Consider the following 26,415-nt stretch of genomic DNA (forward strand, 5'->3'; position numbering starts at 1 on the left):
GGAGCGAATACGGATATGCGCGTTGCGATTTTTGGTACGGGTTACGTTGGACTGGTGACCGGTACCTGCCTGGCCGATGTCGGTCATCAGGTGGTCTGCGTCGATATCGACCAGGCCAAGGTAGATGGCCTCAACCAGGGCGTCATTCCCATCTATGAGCCTGGCCTGGAGCCGATGGTGAAGGCCAACCACGCCGCGTCGCGGCTGGCATTCACTACCGATGCCGCGTCGGCGATCGCGCATGGCCAGGTAGTGTTCATCGCCGTGGGTACCCCGCCGGACGAGGATGGCAGCGCCGATCTGCAGTACGTGCTGGCCGTTGCCCGTACCATCGGCCGGCACATGAGCGTGCCCACCGTGGTGGTCAACAAGTCGACGGTGCCGGTGGGTACCGCCGACAAGGTGCGCGCCGCCATTGCCGAAGAGCTGGCCGCGCGTGGCGCGGACATCACCTTCGACGTGGTGTCCAATCCGGAATTCCTGAAGGAAGGCGACGCAGTCGCCGATTGCATGCGCCCGGACCGCATCATCATCGGTGCGACCAGCGATGAGTCGGTAGCGGTAATGCGCCGCCTGTACGCGCCGTTCAACCGCAACCACGACCGCGTGGTCGAGATGGACGTGCGTTCGGCCGAGCTGACCAAGTACGCCGCCAATGCGATGCTGGCAACCAAGATTTCATTCATGAACGAAATCGCCAACATTGCCGAACGCGTCGGTGCCGACGTCGAGCAGGTCCGCCAGGGTATCGGCTCGGACCCGCGCATCGGCTGGCACTTCATCTACCCGGGCGCCGGCTACGGCGGCTCGTGCTTCCCGAAGGACGTGCAGGCATTGGCCCGTACGGCCCAGCAGCATGGCCTGGAGCCGAAGCTGCTCAATGCAGTGGAAGCGGTCAACGATGCACAGAAGGGCCATCTGTTCGCCCTCATCCAGCGTCATTACGACAAGGGCGAGGACGAAGGGGTGCGCGGCAAGACCTTCGCCGTGTGGGGCCTGGCCTTCAAGCCGAACACTGATGACATGCGTGAAGCCTCCAGCCGTCGCCTGCTGGCGCAGCTGTGGGAAGGCGGTGCCACGGTGCGTGCCTACGATCCGGAAGCAATGCACGAATCGCAGCGCATCTTCGGCGAACGCGATGACCTGGTGTTCTGCAGCAATGCTGACGAAGCGCTGCAGGGCGCGGATGCCCTGGTCGTGGTGACCGAGTGGAAGCAGTTCCGCAGTCCCGATTTCCAGAAGCTGCGCGAGCAGCTGAAGGACGCGGTGGTGTTCGACGGCCGCAACCTCTATGAGCCGGCCGAAGTGGAAGCCGCCGGCCTGGCGTACTACGGCATCGGCCGGGGGCGTTCGCTGCATGTCTGATCTACCGACCGAACGCGAGCAGGCGCTGGAAGCGCGCCTGGTCGAGTTGGAGATGCGCGTGTCCTTCCAGGAACAGGCGCTGGCCGAGTTGAGCGATGCGCTGGCTGATGCCCGCATGCAGGGCATGCGCAATGCCGATGTGCTGCGCGTCCTGCTGGAGGACCTGGGCAAGGTCCGCAACGCACTGAATTCTTCCGATCCGGCGAGCGAACCGCCGCCGCCGCACTACTGATCCGAATCCTATGAGCGATACCCTCCGCGACCAGCTGATGGGCCTGGGCTTCAAGCCCGCGCCCAAGCCCGAGCGCAAGAATGATGGCCCCCGCCGTGACGGCCGCCCGCAGGGCAAGGGTGGCAACGGCAATGCAAAGCCGCAGGGCGCAGGCAAGGGCGAGCACAAGCCCGGCGAGCGTCGCGGGCATGGCCATGGTGGGGCGGGCAAGCCCGGTGGGCAGGCGCGTGGTGGCCAAGGGCAGCAGGGGCCGCGCAAGCCGCGCAGCGCCGAAGAGATGGACCTGGCCAAGGCCTATGCGATCCGTGCGCAGCGGGAGAAGGAAGAGCGCATCGAGGCCGAGCGCCTGAAGCAGGAAGAAGCACGCGTGCGCCGTGAGGCGAAGGCCAAGCTGGAAGCGCTGCTGCAGGGCAAAAGCCTCAATGCCGAGGAGGCGGACATTGCCCGCCACTTCCCGTACGGCGGCAAGATCAAGCGCATCTACGTGACCGCCGAACAGCTGACCGCGCTCAATGCGGGTGAACTGGGCGTGGTCCAGCTCAACGGCCGCTACCTGCTGGTGACCGCCGAGGTGCTGGCACAGTGCGAGGCAGTGTTCGCCCCGTCGGTGGCGCTGAAGGTCGATCCGAATGCGCCGGCCGAGGAAGATCCGTACGCGGACCCGCAGTACCAGGTGCCGGACGACCTGGTCTGGTAAACGCGTGATCGCCGTGGGCGCGTTGCCCCCGCGGCCGCGGGGGAAGGGATGACCGCTGATCCAAGCCGCGGCTACGTGCCGCACATTGACGGCCTGCGCGCGATCGCCGTGCTGGCTGTCATCGTGTTCCATCTGGACCCGGGCTGGTTGCCGGGCGGGTTCACCGGCGTGGACGTGTTCTTCGTCATCTCCGGTTTCGTGGTCAGCGCGTCGGTACATCGGCTGCCGCCGCTGTCGCTGGGGCAGTCGATGCTGCGCTTCTATGCGCGCCGCATCCGTCGTATCGCACCGGCGCTGCTGGCGTGCGTGTTGCTGACCGCTGTGGCGAGCGTGCTGTTCATTCCTGAGTCGTGGCTCAGCGAAGCCAGCGACAAGACGGGGCTGATGGCGTTGTTCGGATTCAGCAACTGGGTGCTGGCGGCGATCGGCAACGATTACTTCGCGCCCAAGGCCGAATTCAATCCCTACACCCATACCTGGTCGCTGGGTGTGGAAGAGCAGTTCTACCTGCTGTTCCCGTTGCTGTTCCTGGCCTGGGCACGTGGCGCGCGCGGGCGCTGGATCAGCCTGGGCCTGTTCACACTGGTCAGCATGGCATCGCTGCTGCACGCTGCGGTGCTGGGTCTGCGCGAGGCGCCGCCATCGTGGGCGTTCTACGCCACCAGCACCCGTCTCTGGCAACTGGGCGTGGGCGTGCTGCTGTTCCAGCTGCTGCACGTGCGGCAATCGCTGGACCCCGCAACCAGTCAGGCACTGAAGCGCGCTGCGCCGGTGTTTTCCCTGCTGGCCATGATGGCGCTGGCCCTGCTGGGGTGGGCTCTATGGTCCTCGCGTGCCGGGCGCTCGCCGTGGCCTGACGGCCTGCTGCCGGCCTTCGCCACCGCAGGCCTGCTTTGGACGCTGCATCATCATCCGCAGGCATGGGTGGCGCGGCTGCTCGCCAGCGCTCCGATGCGCCGCATTGGCCTGCTGTCGTACTCGCTGTATCTGTGGCACTGGCCGGTGTTCGTGCTGATGCGCTGGACCGTGGGCCTGCGGACACCACCGCAGATGATCGCTGCGATGGTGCTGGTGCTGCTGCTGTCCTGGGTATCGTGGCGCTGGGTCGAGCAACCCTTCCGCGGCCCGTTGTCGCAGCGCCTGCGTCCAGGCCGGTGGGTGCTGAGCGGCGCAGTCGTACTGCTGTGCGCCGCCGGCATCCAGGCATTGCTCTACCTGCAGGCACCGCGGCTGTCGCTGAGTACCGTCAGCCGGCATCCAGCCGATTGGTATCCCAATGGCGAGAGTGTGGCGGGTGATTATCCCGATTGTGCTCTGGTGGCCGCGAAGCATCGATTCGAAGGCGGCAGTGCGCGCACCTTTACCCGTGGAAACTGCGACCGTCCGCTGCCGGCCGGTGCGCCGAAGCGGGTGTTTGTTGCCGGCGATTCGCATGCGATGGCCTACATCGAGCTGCTGCAGCGCCTGGCGCTGGAAACCGGCTCTGAGGTCTCCCTCTATGGCCGTGGCGGATGCCCGCAGGTGAGCCTGCAGAAGTGGCGCGGTGCCGGGGCCGGTTGCACCGATTTCGACGCAGCGGTGTTTGCCGACATCGCGCAGCGCGCGCAGCCGGGGGACGCCGTGGTTCTGGTATCGCTGCGGGTGCCGCGCCTGTCCGATCAGTTCGTGCTGTTCGATGCGCAGGCGCAGCTGGCGGGCGAACTGACAGCGGAGGCCACGGCAGGGCGTGAGGCCGAAGCGGCCGAGGCGATCAAGCAGTGGAAGCCTCTGGCCGAGCGCGGTGTGCGCATCGTGCTGGAGGCACCCAAACCGGTGCTGCCGGCGCCCCCCTATCGCTGCTCGGACCGCTTCAATGCGCGCAATGAGGTCTGCCGCAACGGGCTGGACAGCACGCGCGTCGCGATGGAAACGTTGCGGGCACCCATGCTGGGCAGCCTGCGGCAGGTGGTCGATGGACTGCCGGGGGGCGTGCTGTGGGACCCGCTGCCGGTGCTGTGCGACGACGCGCTATGTCCCGCGCAGCGCGATGGCCGCCCGCTGTTCTTCGATGGCGATCATCTCAGCGCGCATGGCAACCGCGTGCTGCTGCCTTCGCTGGAGCAGGTGTTGCTGCAGCGCTGAACCGGAGCGTTGTCAGTGTGCGCCGTGGGTCCGGCGCGCGCGTATCAGCGGCAGGCTCAGCGCGAAGAAGCAGAGCAGGGCGCCGATCAGGGCAAACCCGCTAGCCGCCAGGAACGCGGTGCGGCCATCGTCGATCTTCCACAGCTGGCCGGCAATAAGCGCGCCCAGCACCCCGCCGACACCCGACGAGAATCCATAGAGCAGTCCCTGGCCGTGGCCATTGAGACGACCGGGGAAGTAGGTCGCCAGCATCTGCATCGCCGCCGCAAAGAACGCGGCAAAGCCCAGCGCGTGCGCGGTCTGCGCCAGCAGCATTACCGGCAGGTTCTCCGGGAACAATGCGGTCACGGCCCAGCGCAGGCAGGAACTGACCAGTGCGATCAGCAGCATCCAGCTGGCGTCGTAGCGGCGGAAGAAGCGGCCGATGGTGAAGAACACGCCCACTTCGAAGACCACGCCGATGGTCCACAGCAGGCCCAGGGTGGAGGTACGGTAACCGTGATGGTCCATGTAGACCGAGAAGAACGTGTAGTACGGGCCGAACGACAGCTGCTCCATGAACGCGGCCAGGAAGAACGCCAGCACCGGCGGTCGGCGCACGATCTGCCAGAAGCCGCTGGCATCCCCCGCCGTCCTGCCGATGTCGCGCGCGTAATGGTTGCTGAAGGCCGAGGCAACCAGCAGCACGAACAGGGGCAGCATCATCCAGGGCAACAATCCGGCGTGGCTGCCGGCGCCATCGCCTTCGATCAGCCAGCCGAACAGGGTGACCACGGCGATGAAACCGAGCGAGCCCCAGACCCGGATCAGCCCGTAGCGATGGCTGTCGTTGCCCAGGTGGGTGAGGGTGATCGACTCGAACTGCGGCATCACCGCGTTGTAGAAGAAGCAGAACACGATCATCGCCGGGTACATCCACGGCTGCGGCAGGGGCAGCAGGAAGGCGGCGAAGCTGAGCAGGGTCAGCACGCAGCCGACGCGCAGTAGGCGGATCGGTCGCGGTGATGCGGCCGCCAGCGAGGTCCAGGCACTGGGTGCGATCACGCGGGTGGCGTACCACAGGCCCATCATCACGCTGATCGCGGTCACGCTCATCCCGCGCGCGGTCAGGAACAGGCTCCAGTACGGCGTGAACGCGCCGAGCGCCGCGTAGTAGAACAAGTAGAAACTTGAGAGGCGGGCAACGGGAACGGTCATCGCGGGAATAATGCACGGTAGCGCCGGGCCATGCCCGGCGGACGGGAGATGACGCCGGGCATGGCCCGGCGCTACCGCCTCATTCGGGGTCGTAGTCGAGATTGGAGGCCAGCCAGCGTTCGGCCTGGCCGCGGTCCACGCCCTTGCGCCGGGCATAGTCGGTGACCTGTTCGCGGCTGAGCCGTCCGACAACGAAGTACTGGCTCTGCGGATGGCTGAAGTAGTAGCCGGAGACAGCGGCCGTGGGCAACATCGCGAAGCTCTCGGTCAGTTCCATGCCAGCGTTCTTCTCAGCCTGCAGCAGGTCGAACAGGCGGCGCTTCTCGCTGTGCTCGGGGCAGGCCGGGTAGCCCGGCGCCGGACGGATGCCGCGGTACTGCTCGTCGATCAAGGCTTCGTTGTCCAGCGTCTCGGCGCGGTCGTAGCCCCAGAATTCTGTACGCACGCGCTGGTGCAGGCGCTCGGCCAGTGCCTCGGCGAAGCGGTCGGCGAGGGCCTTCAGCAGGATCGCGTTGTAGTCGTCATGCTCGGCCTCGAAGCGCGCGACGTGGGTGTCGATGCCGATACCGGCAGTGACCGCGAACGCGCCGATCCAGTCCTGCTTTCCGCTGTCGGCCGGTGCAATGAAATCGGCCAGGCAGAAATCCGGGCGTTCGGCTGGCTTGTCCACCTGCTGGCGCAGGAAGTGCAGGGTGGTTTCGCCCTGTGCGTGCTGCACGCGGACATCGTCGCCGATGCTGTTGGCCGGCCACAGGCCGAACACGGCCTTGGCCGTCAGCCACTTCTCGCCGACGATGCGCTCGAGCATCGCACGGGCATCCTTGTACAGCTCGCTGGCCTGGGTGCCGACGATCTCGTCGGTGAGGATCGCCGGGAACTTGCCGGCCAGCTCCCAGGCCTGGAAGAACGGCGTCCAGTCGATGTAGTCGACCAGTTCGGCCAGGGGATAGTCGTCGAACACGTGCAGGCCGGGCTGATTCGGTGCCGGTGGCGTGTAACTGTCCCAGCCGCCCCGGAATTTCTGCCCGCGCGCATGTTCCAGCGTGACCAGACGCTTGGCGTCGCCCCGGTTGCGGTGGCGCGCGCGGATTTCGGCATAGTCGGCTTCGTTGGCGGCAACGAAGGCCTCGCGCAGATCACGCGAGATCAGCGACTGCGCAACGCCAACCGCGCGCGATGCATCCTTCACCCATACCGTCGGCGCCTTGTAGTGCGGGTCGATCTTCAGCGCGGTGTGCGCACGCGAAGTGGTCGCACCCCCGATCAGCAGCGGCAGGTCGAAGCCCTGGCGCTCCATCTCGCGGGCAACGTGGCTCATCTCCTCCAGGGACGGGGTGATCAGCCCGGACAGGCCGATCAGGTCGGCGTTGTGCTCGCGGGCGGCATCGAGGATCTTCTGCGCCGGCACCATCACGCCGAGGTCGACCACGTCGAAGTTGTTGCAGGCCAGTACGACGCCGACGATGTTCTTGCCGATGTCATGCACATCGCCCTTCACCGTAGCCATGATGATCTTGCCGTTGCTCTTGGCGGTGTCACCGCTGCGCGCCTTTTCCGCTTCGATGTAGGGCAGCAGGTAGGCCACGGCCTTCTTCATCACGCGCGCGGATTTCACCACCTGTGGCAGGAACATCTTGCCGGCGCCGAACAGGTCGCCGACGATGTTCATGCCGTCCATCAGCGGGCCTTCGATCACGTCCAGCGGGCGGCTGGAGGCCTGCCGGGCCAGTTCGGTGTCTTCCTCGACGAAGGCATCCAGGCCGTGTACCAGGGCATGCGCCAAACGCTGTGCCACCGGCTTTTCGCGCCAGGCCAGGTCTTCGGTCTTCGCCGCGCCCTTCTTGCCCTTGTAGCGCTCGGCGATCTCCAGCAGACGCTCGGTGGCATCGCTTCGGCGGTTGAGGATCACGTCCTCGACGCGCTCGCGCAGGTCCGGCTCCAGGTCGTCGTAGATCGGCATCGCGCCGGCGTTGACGATGCCCATGTCCATGCCGGCGGCGATCGCGTGGTACAGGAACACCGAGTGGATGGCCTGGCGTACCGTTTCGTTGCCGCGGAAGGAGAACGAGACGTTGGAGACGCCGCCGGAGACGTGGCAGTGCGGCAGGGTCTGCTTGATGATGCGGGTGGCTTCGATGAAGTCCACTGCATAGTTGTCGTGCTCTTCGATGCCCGTAGCGACGGCGAAGATGTTCGGGTCGAAGATGATGTCCTGCGGCGGGAAACCGATCTCGTCGACCAGGATGCGGTAGGCACGGGTACAGATTTCGACCTTGCGCGCGCAGGTGTCGGCCTGCCCGTTTTCGTCGAACGCCATCACCACCGCAGCAGCACCGTAGCGCAGCACCTTGCGCGCGTGCTCGCGGAACAGCGCCTCGCCTTCCTTCAGCGAAATCGAGTTGACCACGCTCTTGCCCTGCAGGCATTTCAGGCCGGCCTCGATCACGCTCCACTTGGAGGAATCGACCATCACCGGGATGCGCGCGATGTCCGGCTCGGACATGATCAGGTTCAGGTAGCGGGTCATCGCCGCTTCCGAGTCGATCAGGCCCTCGTCCATGTTCACATCGAGGATCTGCGCACCGCTGGCCACCTGCTGGCGGGCCACGTCCACCGCTTCTTCGTAGCGGCCTTCCTTGATGAGCTTGCGGAACTGCGCACTGCCGGTGACGTTGGTGCGTTCGCCGACGTTGATGAACAGCAGGTCCGGGGTGATGACCAGAGGTTCCAGGCCGGACAGGCGGGTAGGGCGGACAGGCGTCATGGCAGGCGTCGGCTCAACAGCAGTAGGGCGGGAAGTGCGGGACAGTGGCGGCAACGTTCATGCGGCCTGCTCCCGGGTGCCGGGCAGTGCGCGCGGCGGTAGTCCGGCCACGGCATTGGCAATTGCACGGATATGCTCGGGGGTGGAACCACAGCAGCCACCGACCAGGTTCAACAGGCCATCCTCGGCGAAGCCCCGCAGGGTGGTGGCCATCTCTTCAGGGGTTTCGTCGTACTCGCCGAACGCGTTGGGCAGGCCGGCGTTGGGGTGGGCGCTGACGTAACAGTCGGCGACCTGCGAGAGGGTTTCCACATGCGGGCGCATCGCATCGGCACCCAGCGCGCAGTTCAGGCCGATCGACAGCGGTCGCGCATGCGCCAGCGAGGCGTGGAAGGCTTCGGCAGTCTGTCCGGACAAGGTGCGCCCCGACGCGTCGGTGATGGTGCCGGAGATCATCACCGGCAACCGCGCGCCACGTGCATCAAAGGCCTCTTCCAGCGCATACAGCGCGGCCTTGGCATTGAGCGTATCGAAGATGGTCTCGACCATGAGCGTGTCGGCGCCGCCGTCGATCAGGCCTTCGATGGCTTCGCGATAGGTGTCGCGAAGCTCGTCGAAGCTGGTGTTGCGGAAGCCCGGATCGTTCACGTCGGGACTGATCGAGGCGGTGCGGCTGGTCGGGCCGATGACCCCGATCACGAAGCGCGGCTTGCCGGGCGTGGTCGCTTCCGCCGCGTCACAGCAGGCGCGCGCGACGGCCGCACCGGCCTTGTTCAGTTCGTACACCAGGTGCTCGAGGTGGTAGTCAGCCTGGCTGACCGAGGTGGCATTGAAGGTGTTGGTCTCGACCAGATCCGCGCCTGCCTCCAGGTAGGCGGTATGGATGTCGGCGACGATCTGCGGCCGGGTCAGCAGCAGCAGATCGTTGTTGCCCTTCAGATCATGGCCTTCGGGCACGCCGTGGCCACAGCCGGGGCCATGCGCATGGTCGTAGCCACCGGCGAAGCGCTCGCCACGGTAATCGCCTTCCTGCAGGCCATGGCGCTGGATCATCGTGCCCATCGCGCCGTCGATGATCAGGATCCGCTCGCGCAGGGCGTCGAGCAGCGCGTTGGCACGATCGGGATGCAACCAAGGCAGGGCAGGCATGGCGGTCTCGGGCTCAGGGCTTGTTGGCGATCAGCGAAATCACTTCAAAGTGCGGCGGGCGTTTCTCGCGGGTGACCGTCTCCAGGCTGGACACCTGCAGGCCGGCCTTGTCGACGAACCTGCGCAGCTCCTTGTCGCTGAAGCCGAGGTTGACATGGCCATAGGCCTCCACGGCGGCCTTGTGCTCGTGGCGCGCCAGGCTGCACAGCAGCAGCCGGCCACCGGGCCGCAGCACGCGCGCGGCTTCGGTCACCGCCTGCGCCGGCTTGCTGGCGTAGGTCAGCGCGTGCATCAGCACGACCAGATCGAAGCTGGCATCCTTGAACGGCAGTGCATGCATGTCGCCCTCGCGCACTTCCACGTTCGGCAGGCGGCGCAGGCGTTCGCTGGCGGCGGCGACCACGCGCGCGCTGGTGTCGATGCAGATGTAGCGCTTGGCATGTGGGGCTACCAGTTCGGCCAGCACGCCGTCACCGGAAGCGATATCCAGCACGTCGCCGGTCTCCAGCAGCGGCAGCGCGGTACGCGCCAGTGCCTCCCAGGTGCGGCCAGGTGAGTAGTGGCGTTCCATGTCGCCGGCCACGCTGTCGGCCCAGTTCTGGTCCGAGGCGCGGTGCGCCAGCACGGCGGCGACGCGTTCGGCATCCTGGCGCAGCAGCGGGTCATCGCTTCCGTTGCTCAAGGCATGCCACAATGCACGCTGCGCCGGGTCCAGCTGGGCCTCGTCGAAGCGGTAGTACGCCGACACGCCAGCACGGCGGTCGCGGACCAGGCCGGCTTCCTTCAGGCGTGCCAGGTGGGTGGACACGCGCGGCTGCGCCAGCCGGGTGATCGCCGACAGTTCGGCCACGGTCAGTTCCTCCTGCTCCAGCAGCGCCAGCAGGCGGACGCGAGTGGCATCGGCGAACACCTTCAGGCGGGTCGACCAGTCTTCCAGATCCATAAACATCTACCTATCGCGATATAGAGATATATTCGCCGAGAGGGCCTGTCGCGGTCAAGTCGGCAGCGTACGGAAGCAGCCGGCCCCCGGTACAATCGAGGCACCTGGGCGCGCCGTATGCGGCCCATAACTTCATGTACCCGGGAGGGTGTTGTGGATTTCAGCTTTACCGAAGAGCAGTTGATGCTGCAGGACGTGGCGCGGCGTATCGCGCAGGAGAAGATCGCCCCGAGCGCGGAGCATCATGACCGTACCGGCGAGTTCCCGCTGGACAACATTCGCCTGTTGGGCGAGAACGGCCTGATGGGCATCGAAGTGCCGACCGAATACGGCGGCGCGGGCATGGACCCGATCGCGTACGTGCTGGCGATGGTGGAGGTCGCCGCCGCCGACGCAGCCCATTCGACGATCATGTCCGTCAACAACTCGCTGTTCTGCAACGGCATCCTCACTCACGGTTCCGAGCAGCAGAAGCAGAAGTACGTGCGTGCCATCGCCGAGGGCGAGGCCATCGGCGCGTTTGCGCTGACCGAGCCGCAGTCCGGCTCCGACGCCACGGCCATGCGCTGCCGCGCGGTGAAGCAGGCAGACGGCACCTTTGTCATCAATGGCAAGAAGAGCTGGATCACCTCCGGCCCGGTGGCAAAGTACATCGTGCTGTTCGCGATGAGCGAGCCGGACAAGGGCGCACGCGGCATCACCGCCTTCCTCATCGACACCGACAAGGCCGGCTTCGGCCGCGGCAAGACCGAGCCGAAGCTGGGCATCCGCGCCTCGGCTACCTGCGAGATCGAGTTCAACGATTACGTGGCGCGGGCCGAAGACGTGCTGGGCCAGGAAGGCGAGGGCTTCAAGATCGCCATGAGCGTGCTCGATGCCGGCCGCATCGGCATCGCTTCGCAGGCCATCGGCATCGCCCGTGCCGCCTATGAAGCGACTCTGGAATACGTGAAGGAGCGCAAGGCGTTCGGCGCGGCCATCGGCACTTTCCAGATGACCCAGGCCAAGATCGCCGACATGAAGTGCAAGCTGGACGCAGCGCTGCTGCTGACCCTGCGCGCGGCGTGGGTGAAGGGCCAGGGCAAGCGCTTCAGCAATGAGGCTGCCATTGCCAAGCTGACCGCCTCTGAGGCGGCAATGTGGATTACCCACCAGGCCGTGCAGATCCACGGCGGCATGGGGTATTCCAAGGAAATGCCGCTGGAGCGCTACTTCCGTGATGCCAAGATCACCGAGATCTACGAAGGCACCTCGGAAATCCAGCGCCTGGTGATCGCACGCAACGAGACCGGGCTGCGCTGATGGACACGACGGGGCGGCGATTGCCGCCCCGTTTCCTCTGCGCTGTCAACGTGGCAACCGGCAAACGATATCCTTTCCATTCCATTCACAGACGATCTGAAGGGATTCCCGTGGCATTCCCGGATGCATGGTCACGCCGTAGAGCCGGGCGGAGTCAACCCATCGTTCGAGCTCGCCGGCATCGTCAAAGCGATAGTTGCCGATGAAGCTCCGGGCCATCTCCGGATCGGTTGCCGCACCATCCGGAATCTTGTTGCCCTTGGCGTCACGGCTTTCACCTTGCACATAGCGGGCTTGATCAACCGCAGAAGGCGTGATGACCAGCGTGGTTTTTGAACCATCGCGCCATGTGATCCGATAGATGGCGCTGTCAATGCCGACGGTCTTGCTGACGAAGCTCAGGCCGATCGAGGAAAGGAATGTTGCCATGCCGTTCCAGGCGGCCGACGATGTTGTCGCCCCCGTGAAGGCCTTGCCGATGTCACCTTCCAGCCTTGATCGCTCAGTGGCCATCTGAACGACATCGTAGGCGTTGAGGTTCTTGTGCTCTTCCGGGAAGCTTATGCCGTTGGCGTATTGCGGGTCATCAGGATGAACCTCGTACTGGACTCCTCTTCCGGCCCGCTGCCGCGGCGCGAACTGTACGGTTGGCACGTTGTTGTCGAGCATGCCCATGATCCGATTGAAGGATGCGTTGATTGGCCCGGGAATCTGCGCCCTTGTTGCGCGATAGCGCCGTAGCTCGCGATCGTATTCCACATCGAAACCATGGATCCGGCGCTGCTGGAAGTCGGCGACGATGGTCGGCCCCGTACCCGAGGAAAGCGCCAATGCGCGCGGGTCACGACAGTTGTCGCAGACGAGGACGCCTGCCGCGTGGCTGTCCTGGATGCTGCTGGCCGCGAGTAGCGCGCCAAACAGCAGGGCAGGGCAGCTGAAGAATCGTAGTGGTGCTCTTTCCATGATCAGTCTCCTGGAGGGCTTCGGATCGATTGCCGTCGAGACATCTGGATAGCAGCGATCCGGGCGTGCCGCATTTCTGTGTGCCCATGAATCCGGGGTGGGTGGCTTTCTGCGAACACGGTAGACGCCTTGAGCGCTTCGGTGTCGGGTGATGCCTTCCGGCGCAGCGGTCGAGGCTTCTCAATACAGTCCGTATGCGACCGGTCTCCGTGCAGTCGATGTGTCAGCGATCCATTGGCATTCCGGCTCGATGAGCGCAGAATGCTCCGCCGTTCATGGACACCACCACATGCTCATCTATCGAGGCGCGGGGCTGCTGATCCTGCTCACACCGATCGCTGCCGTGCTGCTCATCCTCATCCTGTTCCCGGATCCAGTGGTGGGTCGCGGCAATACTTCACTCGGCCAGGTCCTGCTGGCGTTCGGCCTTGGCTCAGCAATCAATACGGTGCTGGGTTTTGTGCTCAATCGAAAGCCGCGTGCACATGGCCTGCATGCTCCGCATCACTTCTTCTTCCTGCCGATGCAATGGCCTGCGATGGCGGTTGTGGCGGTGTGCGTGGTGGTGGCGCTGCTGCGCTGAGACGTTGCCCGAACAGCGCCAACCAAGGTTGGCGGCTACCGGGCATGCCGTTGCTCCGGTAGATGCCAACCTGGGTTGGCATGGATGCAGAAGCGGCAACAAAAAAGGCCCCGGATCGCTCCGGGGCCTTTTCGTTTCAGCGCACCGCCGGATCAACGATCCGGGCGGTGGGCGGACTCTGCGTCGCGCTGGCGCTCCATGAACTCCTTCGACGGTTCATCCAGCTTGTCGCCCAGCATGCGGCGCACGACCACGAAGAACACCGGGATCATCAGCAGGCCGAGCAGGGTGGCGAACAGCATGCCGCCGATCACGCCGGTGCCGATGGCGTGGCGGGAGTTGGCGCCGGCGCCGGTGGAGATCGCCATCGGGATCACGCCCATGATGAACGCGAACGAGGTCATCAGGATCGGGCGGAAACGCAGGCGGGCCGCTTCGATGGTGGCATCACGCAGGTTCTTGCCTGCTGCGCGCTGCTCCACCGCGAACTCCACGATCAGGATCGCGTTCTTCGCCGCCAGGCCGATCACGGTGATCAGGCCGATCTTGAAGAACAGATCGTTGGGCAGGCCGCGCAGCATCGACAGGCCGAGGGCACCCAGCACGCCCAGCGGCACCACCAGCAGCACCGCCACCGGGATCGACCAGCTTTCATACAGGGCGGCAAGGCACAGGAACACCACCACGATCGACAGCACCAGCAGCAGGGTCGCCGCGTTGCCGGCCAGGATTTCCTGGTAGGACATGCCCGACCAGTCGTAGCCGAAGCCGGCCGGCAGGTCGTCGTTGACGATCGCCTCCATGGTCTGCATCGCTTCACCCGAGCTGGTGCCCGGTGCCTGCGAACCGACGATGTTGATCGCCGAGTAGCCGTTGTAGCGGCTCAGCGACGGCGGTGCCGACACCCATTCGGACTTGACCACCGTGTTGAGCGGGATCATCGCGTTGGTACCGTCGGCATTGGTGGTGAGGCTGGACGGGCTGTAGAAGCTCTTCAGCGACTCCTGGCCGGTGCGGTACGGGCCATCGGCCTGCATGGTCACGCGCTTGATGCGGCCTTCATAGAAGAAGTCATTGACGTACACCGGGGCCAGCATCAGCTGGATGGTGCTGTACACGTCCGACACCGACATGCCCATTGACTGCGCCTGCACGCGGTCCACGTGCAGCTGCAGCTGCGGCGCGTTTTCCAGGCCGTTCGGGCGCACACCGACTAGGTGGTCCGGTTTCTGCGCGGCCTGGCCGAGCAGGATGTTGCGGGCCTGGGTCAACTGTTCGTAGCCGGCACCGCTACGGTCCTGCAGCCACATGTCAAAGCCACCGAACTGGCCCAGGCCCTGCACGGTGGGCAGGTTGACCACGAAGATCTGCGCTTCCTTGATGCCGTAGAACGCGCCGTTCATGTTCTGGATGAACTCGGGCGCGGTGAACTTGCGTTCCTCCCACGGCTTCAGGCGGATGAAGCCCATGCCCACGTTCTCGCCGGAACCGACGAAGCTGAAGCCGGCAACCTGCAGCATGCCTTCATAGCCATCCTGCTTTTCCAGGATGCCACGCATCTGCGCGAACACTTCGTTGGTCTGGCCCTTGGTCGAGCCCGGCGGCAGCTGCACGATCGCCAGCGCATAGCCCTGGTCTTCTTCCGGCAGGAAGCTGCCCGGCATGCGGGTGAACAGGAAGCCGCACAGCGCGGTCAGCACCACGAACAGGATCATCCAGCGCGGCGCATGGCGCACCGCAGAGGTGATGTGGCCCACATAGGTGTGGCTGATCTTGTCGTAGTACTTGTTGAAGGTGCGGTAGACGATGTTCGGGTTGTCGTTGTGCGTCGGCTTGAGGAAGGTCGCGCACAGCGCCGGCGTGAAGCCCAGGGCCAGGAACGCCGAGAATGCCATCGAGATGGCGATGGTCAGCGCGAACTGCTTGTAGATCTCACCGGCGGCACCGCCCTGCAGGGCGGAGGGGATGAACACCGCGGCCAGCACGACGGTGATCGCCACCACCGCACCGGTGATCTGGGTCATCGCCTTCTGCGTGGCAGGCTTGGGCGCCAGGCCCTCCTCGGTCATGATGCGTTCGACGTTCTCGATCACCACGATCGCGTCGTCGACCACGATGCCGATCGCCAGCACCATCGCAAACAGCGTCAGCTGGTTGATGGTGAAGCCGATCATCCACATGCCCAGGAAGGTACCGAGCAGGGCGACCGGGATCACCAGGGTCGGGATCAGGGTGGCACGGAAGTTCTGCAGGAAGATCAGCATCACCAGGAACACCAGCAAGACCGCTTCAAACAGGGTCTTGACCACTTCCTGGATCGAGATCTTGACGAACGTGGTGCTGTCGTACGGCGAGAACCAGGTCACCCCGGACGGGAAGCTGGGCTGCAGCTCATCCATCTTGGCGCGCACCGCTTCGGCCACGTTCAGGGCATTGGCGCCCGGCAGCAGCTGGATGGCGAAGGCGCCGGTCGGCTTGCCGTTGTACTGGGTGTCGAAGCCGTAGTTGTTGGCACCGAAGGCGACGCGGGCGATGTCCTTCAGCAGCACGCGCGAACCGTCAGCGTTGGCGCGCAGGATGATGTTCTCGAATTCCTGCGGCGAGCTGAAGCGGCCTTCGGCCGAGACCGTGGCGGTGAAGTGCTGGCCTTCCGGCGACGGGTCCGAACCCAGCGCACCGGCGGCGAACTGCACGTTCTGCGCACGTACCGCGGCCAGTACCTGGCTGGCCGACAGACCATAGCCCTGCATCTTCTCCGGGTTCAGCCAGATGTTCATGGCGTACTCGGAACCGAACTGCTGGGTGCTGCCGACGCCGGGGATGCGCGAGACCTGATCGAGCACGCGCGAACCGACGATGTCGTTCAGGGCGTCACGGTTGATGGTCGGGGTATCGGACTGCAGCGCCACCACCATCAGGAAGCCGGCGTTGGCCTTGGCCACCACCACGCCCTGCTGGGTCACTTCCGAGGGCAGGCGTGGCGTGGCCAGCGAGACCTTGTTCTGCACCTGCACTTGGGCGATGTCCGGATCGGTACCGGTCTCGAAGGTCAGGGTGATCTGCGCACGGCCGTTGGACGCGGACGAGGAACTGAAGTACAGCAGGTGATCGATACCGGTCAGCTGCTGCTCGATCACCTGGGTGACCGATTTTTCCGTGGTGTCGGCACTGGCACCCGGGTAGGTCGCCGAGACGGTGACCTGCGGCGGGGCGATGTTGGGATAGGACTCCACGCCCAGGTTGAGGATCGCGATCACGCCGCTGAGCGAGATCAGGATCGCAACCACCCAGGCGAAGACTGGATGTTCGATGAAAAATTTAGGCATGACGGAAGGTTCCCGTTACTGCTTGTTCGAATCGGTGGCGGCCGGCTTGGCCGCATCGGCCTGCTCGGGCTTGGCAGCGTCGGCCGGTGCCTTGCCTGCGGCCGGTGCCGCGCCCGCCGGAGCGGCGCCGCCTGCGGCAGGCTTGCCGTTGGCGTCTTGCCCCGGGGTCCACGGCTTGGCCACCGCCGGTGCACCTTCCTTGACCTTCTGCACGCCGGCCACGATCACCTTGTCACCGGCGGCCAGGCCGTCGCTGACCAGCCAGTTGCCGTTCTGCGCGCCATCGGTCTTCACGTTCTTGCGCACGACCTTGCCGTCGGCGCCGACCACCATCACGTAGCCGCCGGTGGTATCGCGCAGCAGGGCCTGCTGCGGTACCAGGTAGGCGTTGTTGCGCTCGCCCAGGTTGGCCTGGAAGCTGACGAAGGCACCTGGCAGCAGGATCTGCTGCGGGTTCGGCAGCAGAGCGCGCAATGACACTGCACCGGTGGCCGGGTCGACCGTAGTGGAGGAGAAGTCCAGCGTGCCCGGCTCGCTGTAGGTGCTGCCATCGGCCAGCTTCACTGCCACCGTCGCCTTGCCGTCGCCGGACAGCGCCAGCGCGCCCTTGGCCTGCTGCGCGCGCAGCTGGGTCAGTTCGTCCACGCTCAGCGAGAAGTTCACGTACAGCGGGTCGAGCTGATCGACGGTGGTCAGCAGGGTCACATCGCCCTGGCCGACCAGTGCGCCCTCGGTGACCTGCTGCTTGTTGGCCACGCCACTGATCGGCGCGGTCACTTCGGCGTAACCCAGGTTGATCCGCGAGGAGGTCACGGCGGCTTCGGCCTGCTTGACCGCGGCCAGCGCGGTGCGCTCGGCCGACTCGGCGTTGTCCAGGTCGGACTTGGAGACGAACTGCTGCGGCGCCAGCGAGCGGGCACGGTCGGCGGCCACCTTGGCGTTGGCGTAGGTCGCGCGGGCCGAGGCCAGCTGCGCTTCAGACGCATTGAGCGAGGCACGCAGCGGCGCCGGGTCGATCAGGAACAGGGTCTGGCCCTGCTTGACCTGCGAGCCTTCCTGGTAGACGCGCTTGAGCAGCACGCCCGGCACCCGCGCGCGCACGTCGGCACTGCGGAACGGCGACAGGCGGCCGACCAGCTCACGCTGCAGCGGCAGGGTCTGCGGCTTGGCGTCGATCACGCCCACCTCCGGCGGCGGGGGCGTCTGCTGTTCCGGCTTCTTGCAGGCAGCCAGCGCGACAGCAACGGCGCACGTCAAGGCAAGGGTGCGGAGTGGGGCGGTCATCAGGAGGAACTCCGGGGTTGGTTTGTAGACGGGGCCGCCGACGGCTGTGGCGCGAAGGCGCGCAGGAAGCTGTCGACGGAGAACTCTGCCCAACGCCGACGCAGCAGTGCGTCATCACGGTGGGGGGTATGGAAACGCTGTTTGTCGAAATCCTGACCGGCAATCATGCTCAGCAGCAGTTCGGCCATGAAGTGCGGGTCGTCATGCCGGAGCTGGCCACGCATGCAAACGGTTTCAATCCATTCAGCAAGATGAAGCGTCAGCGCGCCGGCACCGTGCCGGTACAGCGTACGCGCCTCTTCGGGAAACTGGGCCGCATCGGCGGCAATCAGCCGGCAGGCCTGGCCCACGTGCGGTTGGTTGAAGTGCTCCAGGAAGTCAATGGCGAACTGGAGCAGGCTGGCACGCAGGTCGTCAGTGCGGAGTGCACGGACCATGGCGCCGGTGGCGTGGCCGACATGGCGCTGCATCACCCGGCGAAGCAGCTCCTGCTTGCTGCCGTAGCGCGAGTACAGGGTCTGCTTGGAGCAGCCCGCATGCTGGGCCACTGCGTCCATGCTCATCTGCATGCCCTGCTGGGCCAACAGCTGGCGTACGGCTTCGAACACGCGCTCATCGCGTGCGTCGAGGGCAACGGGGAGGTAGGCCGGATTCACGCGGTGGACTATACCGTCCAGTTCAGGATTGTGGAATCGAAACGGCGTTGCCGCGTGTGTCTTCCGGTAACACGCTTTGCCGATCCTGTCGCCAGAGCCGAACCGGGGCGCCATCACCCTACTGGCGCGAACTGAATAGGCGTCTAAACCGCAGCAAACCCGAATCTGCTTATTCCGTCCTGCAGCAAGGCCTTTTCCCGCGGTAGGGCTACAATTTCATTTTCCCAACTGAGCAAGCGCATCGCTCTGCCATGAAACCGCAAAAAACCGCAGCCAAGACCGTGAAAAACAAGACCAAACCAGCAGAAGCGGAGGTCGCAGTGACCGCTGGTTTCTCCCTGGAGCCGGTGTACACGGCCTTGCGCAAGCGCTACCCCGCGGCCGCACAGGCCGAAGCAGTGGCCTTTGCCACTGACTTCTACAAGCGTATGGAGGCGGACGAGTTCCCGCACCACAGCGCTGAAGAGTGGGCCGCTCTCGCGGCTGAGACGCTGGAATTCGCCCGTGCCCGCAAGGCTGGCAAGGCCAACGTCCGCGTGTTCAATCCGACCGCGAAGGCCAACGGTTGGGAATCGCCGCATACCGTGCTGCAGATCGTCAACGACGACATGCCGTTCCTGGTCGACACCGTCACCATGTCGCTGGCCGAGCAGGGCGTGGGTGTCCACGTGCTGGGCCACCCGGTGCTGCGCTTCACCCGCGACAAGGCCGGCAAGCTGGTCAAGGTCGGCGAGGGTGATGCCGAGTCGGTGATGCTGCTGGAGATCGACCGCCAACCGGCCGACGCCATGGCCGCCATCGAACAGGCCATCAACAAGGCGCTGGATGAAGTGCGTGCGATCGTGCGCGACTGGCAGCCGATGAAGGACAAGGCGCTGGCGCTGGCCGACGACCTGGGCAGCCGCCAGCTGCCGGTCGACGACGCGTCGCGCAAGGAAGCACAGGAGTTCCTGCGCTGGGCCGCTGACAACCACTTCACCTTCTTCGGCTACCGCGAGTACCGCGTCGAGAAGCAGGGCAAGGAAGAGGTGCTGGCGCCGCTGAACGACACCGGCCTGGGCCTGATGCGCGGCAAGGACAAGTCCGCCGCCCGTCCGGTCAAGACCCTGGCCGCGCAGGGCCTGAACACCACGTCCGGTTTGAAGGACGCGCTGATCCTGACCAAGACCAATGCCCGTTCGCGCGTGCACCGCGCCGGTTACATGGACTACATCGGCGTGCTGGAGTTCGACGCCAAGGGCAAGATCATCGGCGAGCAGCGTTTCCTCGGCCTGTTCACCTCCAGCGCCTACAACCGTCGCCCGTGGGAAATCCCGCTGGTGCGCCAGCGCCACGAGCACGTGATGAAGCAGTCCGGCCTGGCCCCGGCCAGCCACAGTGGCAAGGCCCTGCGCCATATCCTGGAAACCCTGCCGCGCGAAGAACTGTTCCAGTCCAGCGAGGACGAACTGTTCCGCACCGCGATGGGCGTGCTGGGCCTGCAGGAACGCGTGCGCAGCCGCCTGTTCCTGCGCCGCGACAAGTACAGCCGTTTCATCTCCGCGCTGGTCTACCTGCCGCGCGAGCGCTTCAACACCGACGTGCGCCTGCGCATCGAAGCGATGCTGAAGGACGCGCTGCACGGCGAGTACGTGGACAGCTCGGTGGTGCTGGGCGAATCGCCGCTGGCCCAGGTGCACCTGATCGTGCGCCCGAAGCCGGGTGAAATGCTCGACGTCGATACCGCCGAACTGGAGCAGAAGCTGGCCCAGGTCCTGCGCAACTGGCAGGACGACCTGCGCGAGGCGCTGGTGGCCCGCCATGGCGAGACCGAAGGCTTGCGCATCGCCGCCCGCATCGGCAAGGCGCTGCCGGCCGGTTACATCGAAGACAACAGCACGGCTGTTGCGGCCAACGATGTCAGCCAGCTCGACGCGCTGACCGGCCCGGACGACCTGCGCCTGAGCCTGCAGGCCGTGCCGCGCGAAAGCGGCGATGGTCTGCGCCTGAAGCTGTATCGCCAGCTGGACGACATCCCGCTGTCGGACGCGCTGCCGATGATGGAAAACATGGGCCTGCGCGTGATCGCCGAGCGTCCGTACCGCCTGTCGGTCGACAACGCCCCGGTATACGTGCAGGACTTCGAGGTCGAGTCCACCGCTGGCGCGATCGATGCCGCCAGTGTCGATGAAGCCTTCGGCGAGACCTTCGCCCGCGTCTGGCACGGCGATGCCGAGAACGATGGCTTCAACCGCCTGGTGCTGGCGGCCGGCCTGCACTGGCGCCAGGTCGCCATGCTGCGTGGCTACTGCAAGTACCTGCTGCAGACCGGCGTGCCGTTCTCGCAGGCCTACGTGGAAGGCACGTTCGCGCGCTACCCGCTGCTGGCCCGTCTGCTGGTCGAGCTGTTCGAAGCCCGCTTCGATCCAGCCACCGGCCACGAGAGCAAGGACGACATCGCCGCCGGCCAGGCCCAGCTGAAGGCCCACTTCGATGTGCTGGCTGCTGGCGACGAGGCCACCCTGAAGGTGCTCAAGACCGTGGTCGACGCCCGCAAGGGCGACCGTGACGCGCAGATGCAGGCCGCGCGCGATGCGCTGCTGAAGCTGATGGACCGCGTGTCCAGCCTGGACGAGGACCGCATCCTGCGCTCGTTCATGGGCGTGATCGACGCGACCCTGCGCACCAGCTACTACCAGACCGATGCCAACGGCCAGCACGGCCATGTCATCAGCTTCAAGTTCGATTCGGCGCTGGTGCCGGACCTGCCGAAGCCGCGCCCGTACCGCGAGATCTTCGTGTACGGCCCGCGCGTGGAAGGTACCCACCTGCGCTTCGGTGCGGTTGCGCGTGGCGGCCTGCGCTGGTCGGATCGTCGCGAAGACTTCCGTACCGAAGTGCTGGGCCTGGTCAAGGCACAGATGGTCAAGAACACCGTCATCGTGCCGGTCGGCGCGAAGGGTGGCTTCTTCGCCAAGACCCCGCCGGTGAACGGCGACCGCGATGCGATCTTCGCCAACGGCGTGGCCTGCTACAAGCTGTTCATCCAGGGCCTGCTGGACATCACCGACAACATCGTCAACAACAAGATCGTGCCGCCGGTGGATGTCGTGCGCCACGACATGGACGATCCGTACCTGGTGGTGGCCGCCGACAAGGGCACCGCGACCTTCTCCGACATCGCCAACGGCCTGGCCGTCGCGCACGGCTTCTGGATGGGCGATGCGTTCGCCTCCGGTGGTTCGGTCGGCTACGACCACAAGGGCATGGGCATCACCGCGCGCGGTGCGTGGGAATCGGTCAAGCGCCACTTCCGTGCGCTGGGCCGTGACAGCCAGAGCCAGGACTTCACTGCGGTCGGCGTCGGCGACATGTCCGGCGACGTGTTCGGCAACGGCATGCTGCTGTCGCGCCACATCCGCCTGGTCGCTGCGTTCGACCACCGCCACATCTTCCTGGACCCCAATCCGGATGCGGCCACGTCGTTCATCGAGCGTGAGCGCCTGTTCACCCTGCCGCGTTCGAGCTGGGCGGACTACGACACCAAGCTGATCAGCAAGGGCGGCGGCGTGTACCCGCGCAGCCTGAAGTCGATCGAGATCACCCCGCAGGTGCGTGAGGCGCTGGGCCTGGACGAGAACGTCAAGGCGCTGTCGCCGAATGATCTGATGAGTGCGATCCTGAAGGCACCGGTCGACCTGCTGTGGAACGGTGGCATCGGTACCTACGTCAAGGCCGCCAGCGAACAGCACAGCGACGTCGGCGACCGTGCCAACAACGCGCTGCGCGTGAACGGTGGCGAGCTGCGCTGCAAGGTGGTGGGCGAGGGCGGCAACCTGGGCATGACCCAGCTGGGCCGCATCGAAGCTGCCCAGGCTGGCGTGCTGCTCAACACCGACTTCATCGACAACTCGGCCGGTGTCGACACCTCCGACCATGAAGTCAACATCAAGATCCTGCTCAACGATGTGGTGCGGGCCAAGAAGCTGACCGTCGAGCAGCGCAACAAGCTGCTGGCCTCGATGACCGATGAAGTCGCCGAGCTGGTGCTCAACGACAACTACCGCCAGAACCAGGCGCTGAGCCTGATGGAGCGGATGGCGGTCAAGCGCCTGGGTTCCAAGCAGCACTTCATCCGCACGCTGGAACAGCAGGGCCTGCTGGATCGCCAGATCGAGTTCCTGCCGTCCGATGCCGAGCTGTCCCAGCGCAAGGCGCGCGGCCAGGGCCTGACCCGCCCGGAACTGTCGGTGCTGCTGTCCTACTCCAAGCTGGTGGCGTTCAACCAGCTGCTGGATTCGGACATCCCGGAAGATCCGTACCTGTCCAAGGAACTGCAGCGCTATTTCCCGACCCCGCTGCAGAAGAAGTACGCCGACGCGATGGAGCGTCACCGCCTGAAGCGCGAAATCATCGCCACGGCCGTGACCAACCAGACCATCAACCGCATGGGCGCCACCTTCCTGATGCGCATGCAGGAAGACACCGGTCGTTCCATCGCCGAGGTTGCCAAGGCGTACACCATCAGCCGTGAAACGCTGGATGCACGCGCGCTGTGGGCGCAGATCGATGCCCTCGACGGCAAGGTGCCGGAGTCGGTGCAGATCGACGCACTGGAAGTGATCTGGAAGCTGCAGCGTTCGTTCGTGCGCTGGCTGCTGTCGCGCCCGGGCGCGATGCCGGGCATCACCGAAGCGGTCAACCGCTACCAGGGACCGTTCAACGACATCCGCGTTGCCTCGGGTGTGCTGCCGGATTCGCAGCGTCCGACCTACGAGGCCCTGGTGGCCGAGTGGAAGGAAAAGGGCCTGCCGTCTGCACTGGCACAGCAGCTGGCCGAACTGCACTTCCTGGAACCGGCGTTCGACATCATCGAACTGGCCCGCACCCGCAAGCTGAAGCCGGTGGACGTGTCCAAGGTCCACTTCCGCCTGGGTGATGCCCTGCAGCTGCCGTGGCTGTTCGAGCAGGTCGATGCGCTGGAGGTCAATGGCCGTTGGCACGCCGTGGCACGTGGCGTGCTGCGTGACGAACTGGCAGCCAACCACCGCAACCTGGCCGGGCAGGTGCTGGGCACCAAGGGCAACAGTGCCGAGGCCAAGGTCGCTGCCTGGATGGGCCGTGATGACAACAGCCTGCGCTTCACCCTGGCGATGCTGGCCGAACTGGCCGAGCAGAAGACCCTGGACTACCCGACCGTCTCGGTCGCGGTGCAGCGCCTGGGCCAGCTAGCTGCCCACGGCGCGTAAGTGACGTAGCGCCGGGCCATGCCCGGCCTGCGTGGAGAAAAGGAGCGGCCCCGCGAAAGCGGGGCCGTTCTGCATTGCCTTGGTAGTGCCGGCCGCTGGCCGGCAACTGCATGAACCGTTATCGGCTGAAGCTGCCGGCCAGCGGCCGGCACTACCGGGTATGCTCTTGCTGGCACACCCACCCGGATCCACCCATGAGCGACACCCCCCGCATCGCTTTCCTGGCCAGCACCGCTGAGCCCGCGCAGATGGCCCGCGCGGCGATGGTCTCGCGTTATGGCGATCACGCGCCTGAGCAGGCCGACGTGCTTTGCCCGCTGGGGGGCGACGGTTTCATGCTGCAGACCCTGCACCGGCACGGGCACCTGGGCAAGCCGGTGTTCGGCATGAAGCTGGGCACCGTGGGCTTCCTGATGAACCAGTACCGCGGCGACGATGACGTGCAGGCGCGCATCGCCCGTGCCGAACCGGCCAACCTGCGCCCGTTGGAGATGGTGGCGCTGACCGAATCGGGCACCAGTACCGGGTCGCTGGCCTACAACGATGTTTCACTGCTGCGCCAGACCCGGCAGGCTGCGCATATCGGCATCGACCTGAACGGCCAGGAGCGCGTGGCCGAACTGATCGGTGACGGCGTGCTGGTCGCCACCCCGGCCGGCAGCACCGCCTACAATTATTCCGCGCACGGCCCGGTGTTGCCGCTGGGGTCGCATACCATCGCGCTGACGCCGCTGGCCCCATATCGGCCGCGACGCTGGCGCGGGGCGATCCTCAAGGCCGATACCGAAGTGCGCTTCCGCGTGCTCGATCCCTACAAGCGTCCGGTCAGCGTCACCGCTGACTCGCACGAGACCCGCGACGTAGTGGAGGTGACCATCCGCGAGTCCAGGGACCGGCGCGTGACCCTGCTGTTCGACCCGGAACACAACCTGGAAGACCGGATCCTGAGCGAACAGTTCGTTTTTTGAGGACAATGGGCGGCCGGCCCTGCCGACCGCTTGAAGGACCCCCACCGATGGGCGACAACTCCCCCCGTTTGCTGACCGTCGCGGTCACCTCGCGCGCGCTGTTCGACCTCGAGGAAAGCCATGCGCTGTTCGAGAGCGATGGCGTGGCGGCCTATGCAGAATTCCAGCGCCAGCATGAGGACGACATCCTCGGACCTGGCGTGGCCTTCCCGGTAGTGCGCAAGCTGTTGGCCCTGAACCAGGGTGCCAGCCCGGAGGACCCGCGGGTCGAGGTGATCCTGCTGTCGCGCAATTCGGCCGACACCGGCCTGCGCATCTTCAATTCGATCCAGCACTATGGCCTGGGCATCATCCGCGCGACGTTCACCGCCGGCGAGCCGACCTGGCCCTACGTGAAGCCGTTCGGCACCGACCTGTTCCTGTCGGCCAACCCCGAATCGGTGCGCAGCGCGCTGCGCCATGGCATCGCGGCGGCGACCATCCTGCCCAAGCCGCCTGGCGAGACCGCAGCCGCAGCGGCCGACCAGATCGACATCGGTCGCCCTGCCGGGCAGCTGCGCATCGCCTTTGACGGTGACGCGGTGATCTTTGGTGACGAGAGTGAACGCATTTCGCGCGAGCAGGGCGTGGAAGCCTTTGGCCGCCATGAGCGCGAACGGGCCCGCGAGCCGCTCAGCGGCGGTCCGTTCCGTGGCTTCCTGTCAGCGCTGCACACGCTGCAGGAAGTATTCCCTGCCGGCGAGAGCGCGCCGATCCGTACCGCACTGGTGACTGCGCGTTCGGCGCCGGCCCATGAGCGGGTGATCCGCACCCTGCGCGAGTGGGGCGTGCGCCTGGACGAAGCGCTGTTCCTCGGCGGCCGGCACAAGGGGCCGTTCCTGCAGGCGTTCGGCGCCGACATCTTCTTCGACGATTCGCAGCACAACATCGACAGCGCCCGCGAGCATGTGGCTGCCGGCCACGTACCGCACGGCGTCGCCAACGAGGGATAGGGCGGATTCGACCGGCAGGTGCCAACCGTTGGTTGGCACTGCCGTCAGGCCACGGGTCCGATCAAGGGCTGCCCGACATCCCCAACTGCAGATCCACCACCTTCCAGCGCAGCCCCTGCGGCTCCAGCACCACCTTCATCGGCGGCTGGCCGGGACCGCGATCGACATCGATCACGAAGCGGTCCAGCGCTTCGAAATGGTGTTCGGCATGCTTCAACGGTCGCGCCGGTTCGGTCGGGCCGAAGGCATCGCCGCCCTGCAGTTCATTGCGGCCGCGCTTCCACAGCACGTGGCCCTGCAGCATCGCGCCGATCCCGGTGGGGGTCACCATGGTGTCCACCGCGGCACCGCCCAGCTGGTCGCCCAGCCCGTACAGCAGGGCACCGAAGGGACTGGCCGCCACGTCCGGGCCGGCCTGGCGCACCAGGTAGTCATTGAGCTGCGCGCGCAGGCTGCTGCGCACGCGCGGGAAATCGACGTAGCGTTCCAGGCGCGCGGTGTCGCGCTGCTCGATGGCCTTGGAAAGGCCATTGACGGTCAGGTAGGGGCCGCCGAACCACCAGGCCGCCAGGGCCAGGACCAGCAGCACAACCAGTGCGGAGAGTTTCTTCATGGCGGACAGACTGCCGCAACGGCGGCAGTGCG

At 65.8% G+C, this 26,415-nt stretch carries 18 protein-coding genes; 9 read left to right on the plus strand and 9 right to left on the minus strand.

The window, feature by feature from the left end; genetic code table 11:
- Window positions 1-15 precede the first annotated feature (15 nt).
- Genes AC5P8J_RS04300 through AC5P8J_RS04315 form a run of 4 tightly spaced genes read left to right on the plus strand, consistent with a single transcriptional unit; the run spans window position 16 to window position 4,415 of the window.
- The gene (locus tag AC5P8J_RS04300) at window positions 16-1,365 is read left to right on the plus strand and encodes a UDP-glucose dehydrogenase family protein (protein WP_019660398.1); all 1,350 of its coding nucleotides are present in this window, start codon (window positions 16-18) and stop codon (window positions 1,363-1,365) included.
- Window positions 1,358-1,597, plus strand: a complete 240-nt coding sequence (locus AC5P8J_RS04305) for a SlyX family protein (RefSeq protein WP_019660397.1) — start codon at window positions 1,358-1,360, stop codon at window positions 1,595-1,597. The genes AC5P8J_RS04300 and AC5P8J_RS04305 overlap by 8 nt, the downstream gene beginning before the upstream one ends.
- Before the next feature lie 10 nt (window positions 1,598-1,607).
- On the plus strand, window positions 1,608-2,294 hold the full coding sequence (locus AC5P8J_RS04310) for a DUF2058 domain-containing protein (RefSeq protein ID WP_021202714.1): 687 nt from the start codon (window positions 1,608-1,610) through the stop codon (window positions 2,292-2,294).
- 48 nt (window positions 2,295-2,342) lie between these two features.
- Window positions 2,343-4,415: an acyltransferase family protein gene (locus AC5P8J_RS04315; protein ID WP_227853560.1), complete on the plus strand. Its 2,073-nt coding sequence runs from the start codon at window positions 2,343-2,345 to the stop codon at window positions 4,413-4,415.
- 12 nt (window positions 4,416-4,427) lie between these two features.
- On the opposite strand, the gene AC5P8J_RS04320 is transcribed toward AC5P8J_RS04315, so the two are convergent.
- The 4 genes from AC5P8J_RS04320 to AC5P8J_RS04335 form a co-directional block, all read right to left on the minus strand.
- Window positions 4,428-5,612 (minus strand): MFS transporter, encoded by a 1,185-nt coding sequence (locus AC5P8J_RS04320; RefSeq protein WP_021202716.1) that lies wholly within the window; start codon window positions 5,610-5,612, stop codon window positions 4,428-4,430.
- A 79-nt stretch (window positions 5,613-5,691) separates the two neighbouring features.
- Entirely contained in the window at window positions 5,692-8,376 is a 2,685-nt protein-coding gene (gene metH / locus AC5P8J_RS04325; RefSeq protein WP_227853562.1) for a methionine synthase, read from the minus strand.
- A gap of 57 nt (window positions 8,377-8,433) precedes the next feature.
- On the minus strand, window positions 8,434-9,525 hold the full coding sequence (locus AC5P8J_RS04330) for a homocysteine S-methyltransferase family protein (RefSeq protein ID WP_021202718.1): 1,092 nt from the start codon (window positions 9,523-9,525) through the stop codon (window positions 8,434-8,436).
- 13 nt (window positions 9,526-9,538) lie between these two features.
- Window positions 9,539-10,468 (minus strand): ArsR/SmtB family transcription factor, encoded by a 930-nt coding sequence (locus AC5P8J_RS04335; RefSeq protein ID WP_019660391.1) that lies wholly within the window; start codon window positions 10,466-10,468, stop codon window positions 9,539-9,541.
- Window positions 10,469-10,621: 153 nt separating this feature from the next.
- Between AC5P8J_RS04335 and AC5P8J_RS04340 the strand changes: the two genes are divergently transcribed.
- Entirely contained in the window at window positions 10,622-11,770 is a 1,149-nt protein-coding gene (locus AC5P8J_RS04340; protein WP_021202719.1) for an acyl-CoA dehydrogenase family protein, read from the plus strand.
- 45 nt (window positions 11,771-11,815) lie between these two features.
- On the opposite strand, the gene AC5P8J_RS04345 is transcribed toward AC5P8J_RS04340, so the two are convergent.
- Complete coding sequence (locus tag AC5P8J_RS04345) at window positions 11,816-12,733, minus strand: hypothetical protein (RefSeq protein WP_021202720.1); 918 nt, start codon at window positions 12,731-12,733, stop codon at window positions 11,816-11,818.
- A 289-nt stretch (window positions 12,734-13,022) separates the two neighbouring features.
- Here AC5P8J_RS04345 and AC5P8J_RS04350 point away from each other — a divergent pair, with 289 nt between their 5' ends.
- The gene (locus AC5P8J_RS04350) at window positions 13,023-13,316 is read left to right on the plus strand and encodes a hypothetical protein (RefSeq protein WP_019660388.1); all 294 of its coding nucleotides are present in this window, start codon (window positions 13,023-13,025) and stop codon (window positions 13,314-13,316) included.
- A 152-nt stretch (window positions 13,317-13,468) separates the two neighbouring features.
- Here the strand turns inward: AC5P8J_RS04350 and AC5P8J_RS04355 are convergent, their stop codons facing one another.
- From AC5P8J_RS04355 to AC5P8J_RS04365, 3 genes are read right to left on the minus strand one after another with little or no spacing between them, the layout of a single operon-like run.
- Window positions 13,469-16,642 carry a multidrug efflux RND transporter permease subunit gene (locus AC5P8J_RS04355; RefSeq protein ID WP_021202721.1) on the minus strand — a complete coding sequence of 1,058 codons (3,174 nt, stop codon included), beginning with the start codon at window positions 16,640-16,642 and terminating at the stop codon, window positions 13,469-13,471.
- 15 nt (window positions 16,643-16,657) lie between these two features.
- The gene (locus AC5P8J_RS04360) at window positions 16,658-17,926 is read right to left on the minus strand and encodes an efflux RND transporter periplasmic adaptor subunit (RefSeq protein WP_021202722.1); all 1,269 of its coding nucleotides are present in this window, start codon (window positions 17,924-17,926) and stop codon (window positions 16,658-16,660) included.
- Entirely contained in the window at window positions 17,926-18,582 is a 657-nt protein-coding gene (locus AC5P8J_RS04365) for a TetR/AcrR family transcriptional regulator (protein ID WP_019660385.1), read from the minus strand. The genes AC5P8J_RS04360 and AC5P8J_RS04365 overlap by 1 nt, the downstream gene beginning before the upstream one ends.
- A gap of 251 nt (window positions 18,583-18,833) precedes the next feature.
- Here AC5P8J_RS04365 and AC5P8J_RS04370 point away from each other — a divergent pair, with 251 nt between their 5' ends.
- The 3 genes from AC5P8J_RS04370 (at window position 18,834) to AC5P8J_RS04380 (ending at window position 25,770) form a co-directional block, all read left to right on the plus strand.
- Window positions 18,834-23,810 (plus strand): NAD-glutamate dehydrogenase, encoded by a 4,977-nt coding sequence (locus AC5P8J_RS04370; RefSeq protein ID WP_495216634.1) that lies wholly within the window; start codon window positions 18,834-18,836, stop codon window positions 23,808-23,810.
- Window positions 23,811-24,004: 194 nt separating this feature from the next.
- Window positions 24,005-24,778, plus strand: coding sequence for an NAD kinase (locus AC5P8J_RS04375; protein WP_134730874.1), 774 nt, complete (start codon window positions 24,005-24,007; stop codon window positions 24,776-24,778).
- A gap of 47 nt (window positions 24,779-24,825) precedes the next feature.
- A complete protein-coding gene (locus tag AC5P8J_RS04380) occupies window positions 24,826-25,770 on the plus strand; it encodes a 5'-nucleotidase (RefSeq protein ID WP_021202725.1) in 945 nt (314 codons plus the stop codon).
- Window positions 25,771-25,831: 61 nt separating this feature from the next.
- Here the strand turns inward: AC5P8J_RS04380 and AC5P8J_RS04385 are convergent, their stop codons facing one another.
- Entirely contained in the window at window positions 25,832-26,383 is a 552-nt protein-coding gene (locus tag AC5P8J_RS04385) for a DUF2939 domain-containing protein (protein ID WP_111098202.1), read from the minus strand.
- Window positions 26,384-26,415: the final 32 nt, after the last annotated feature.

The sequence above is a fragment of the Stenotrophomonas sp. YJH_SMC_37 genome (genome assembly GCF_059370035.1).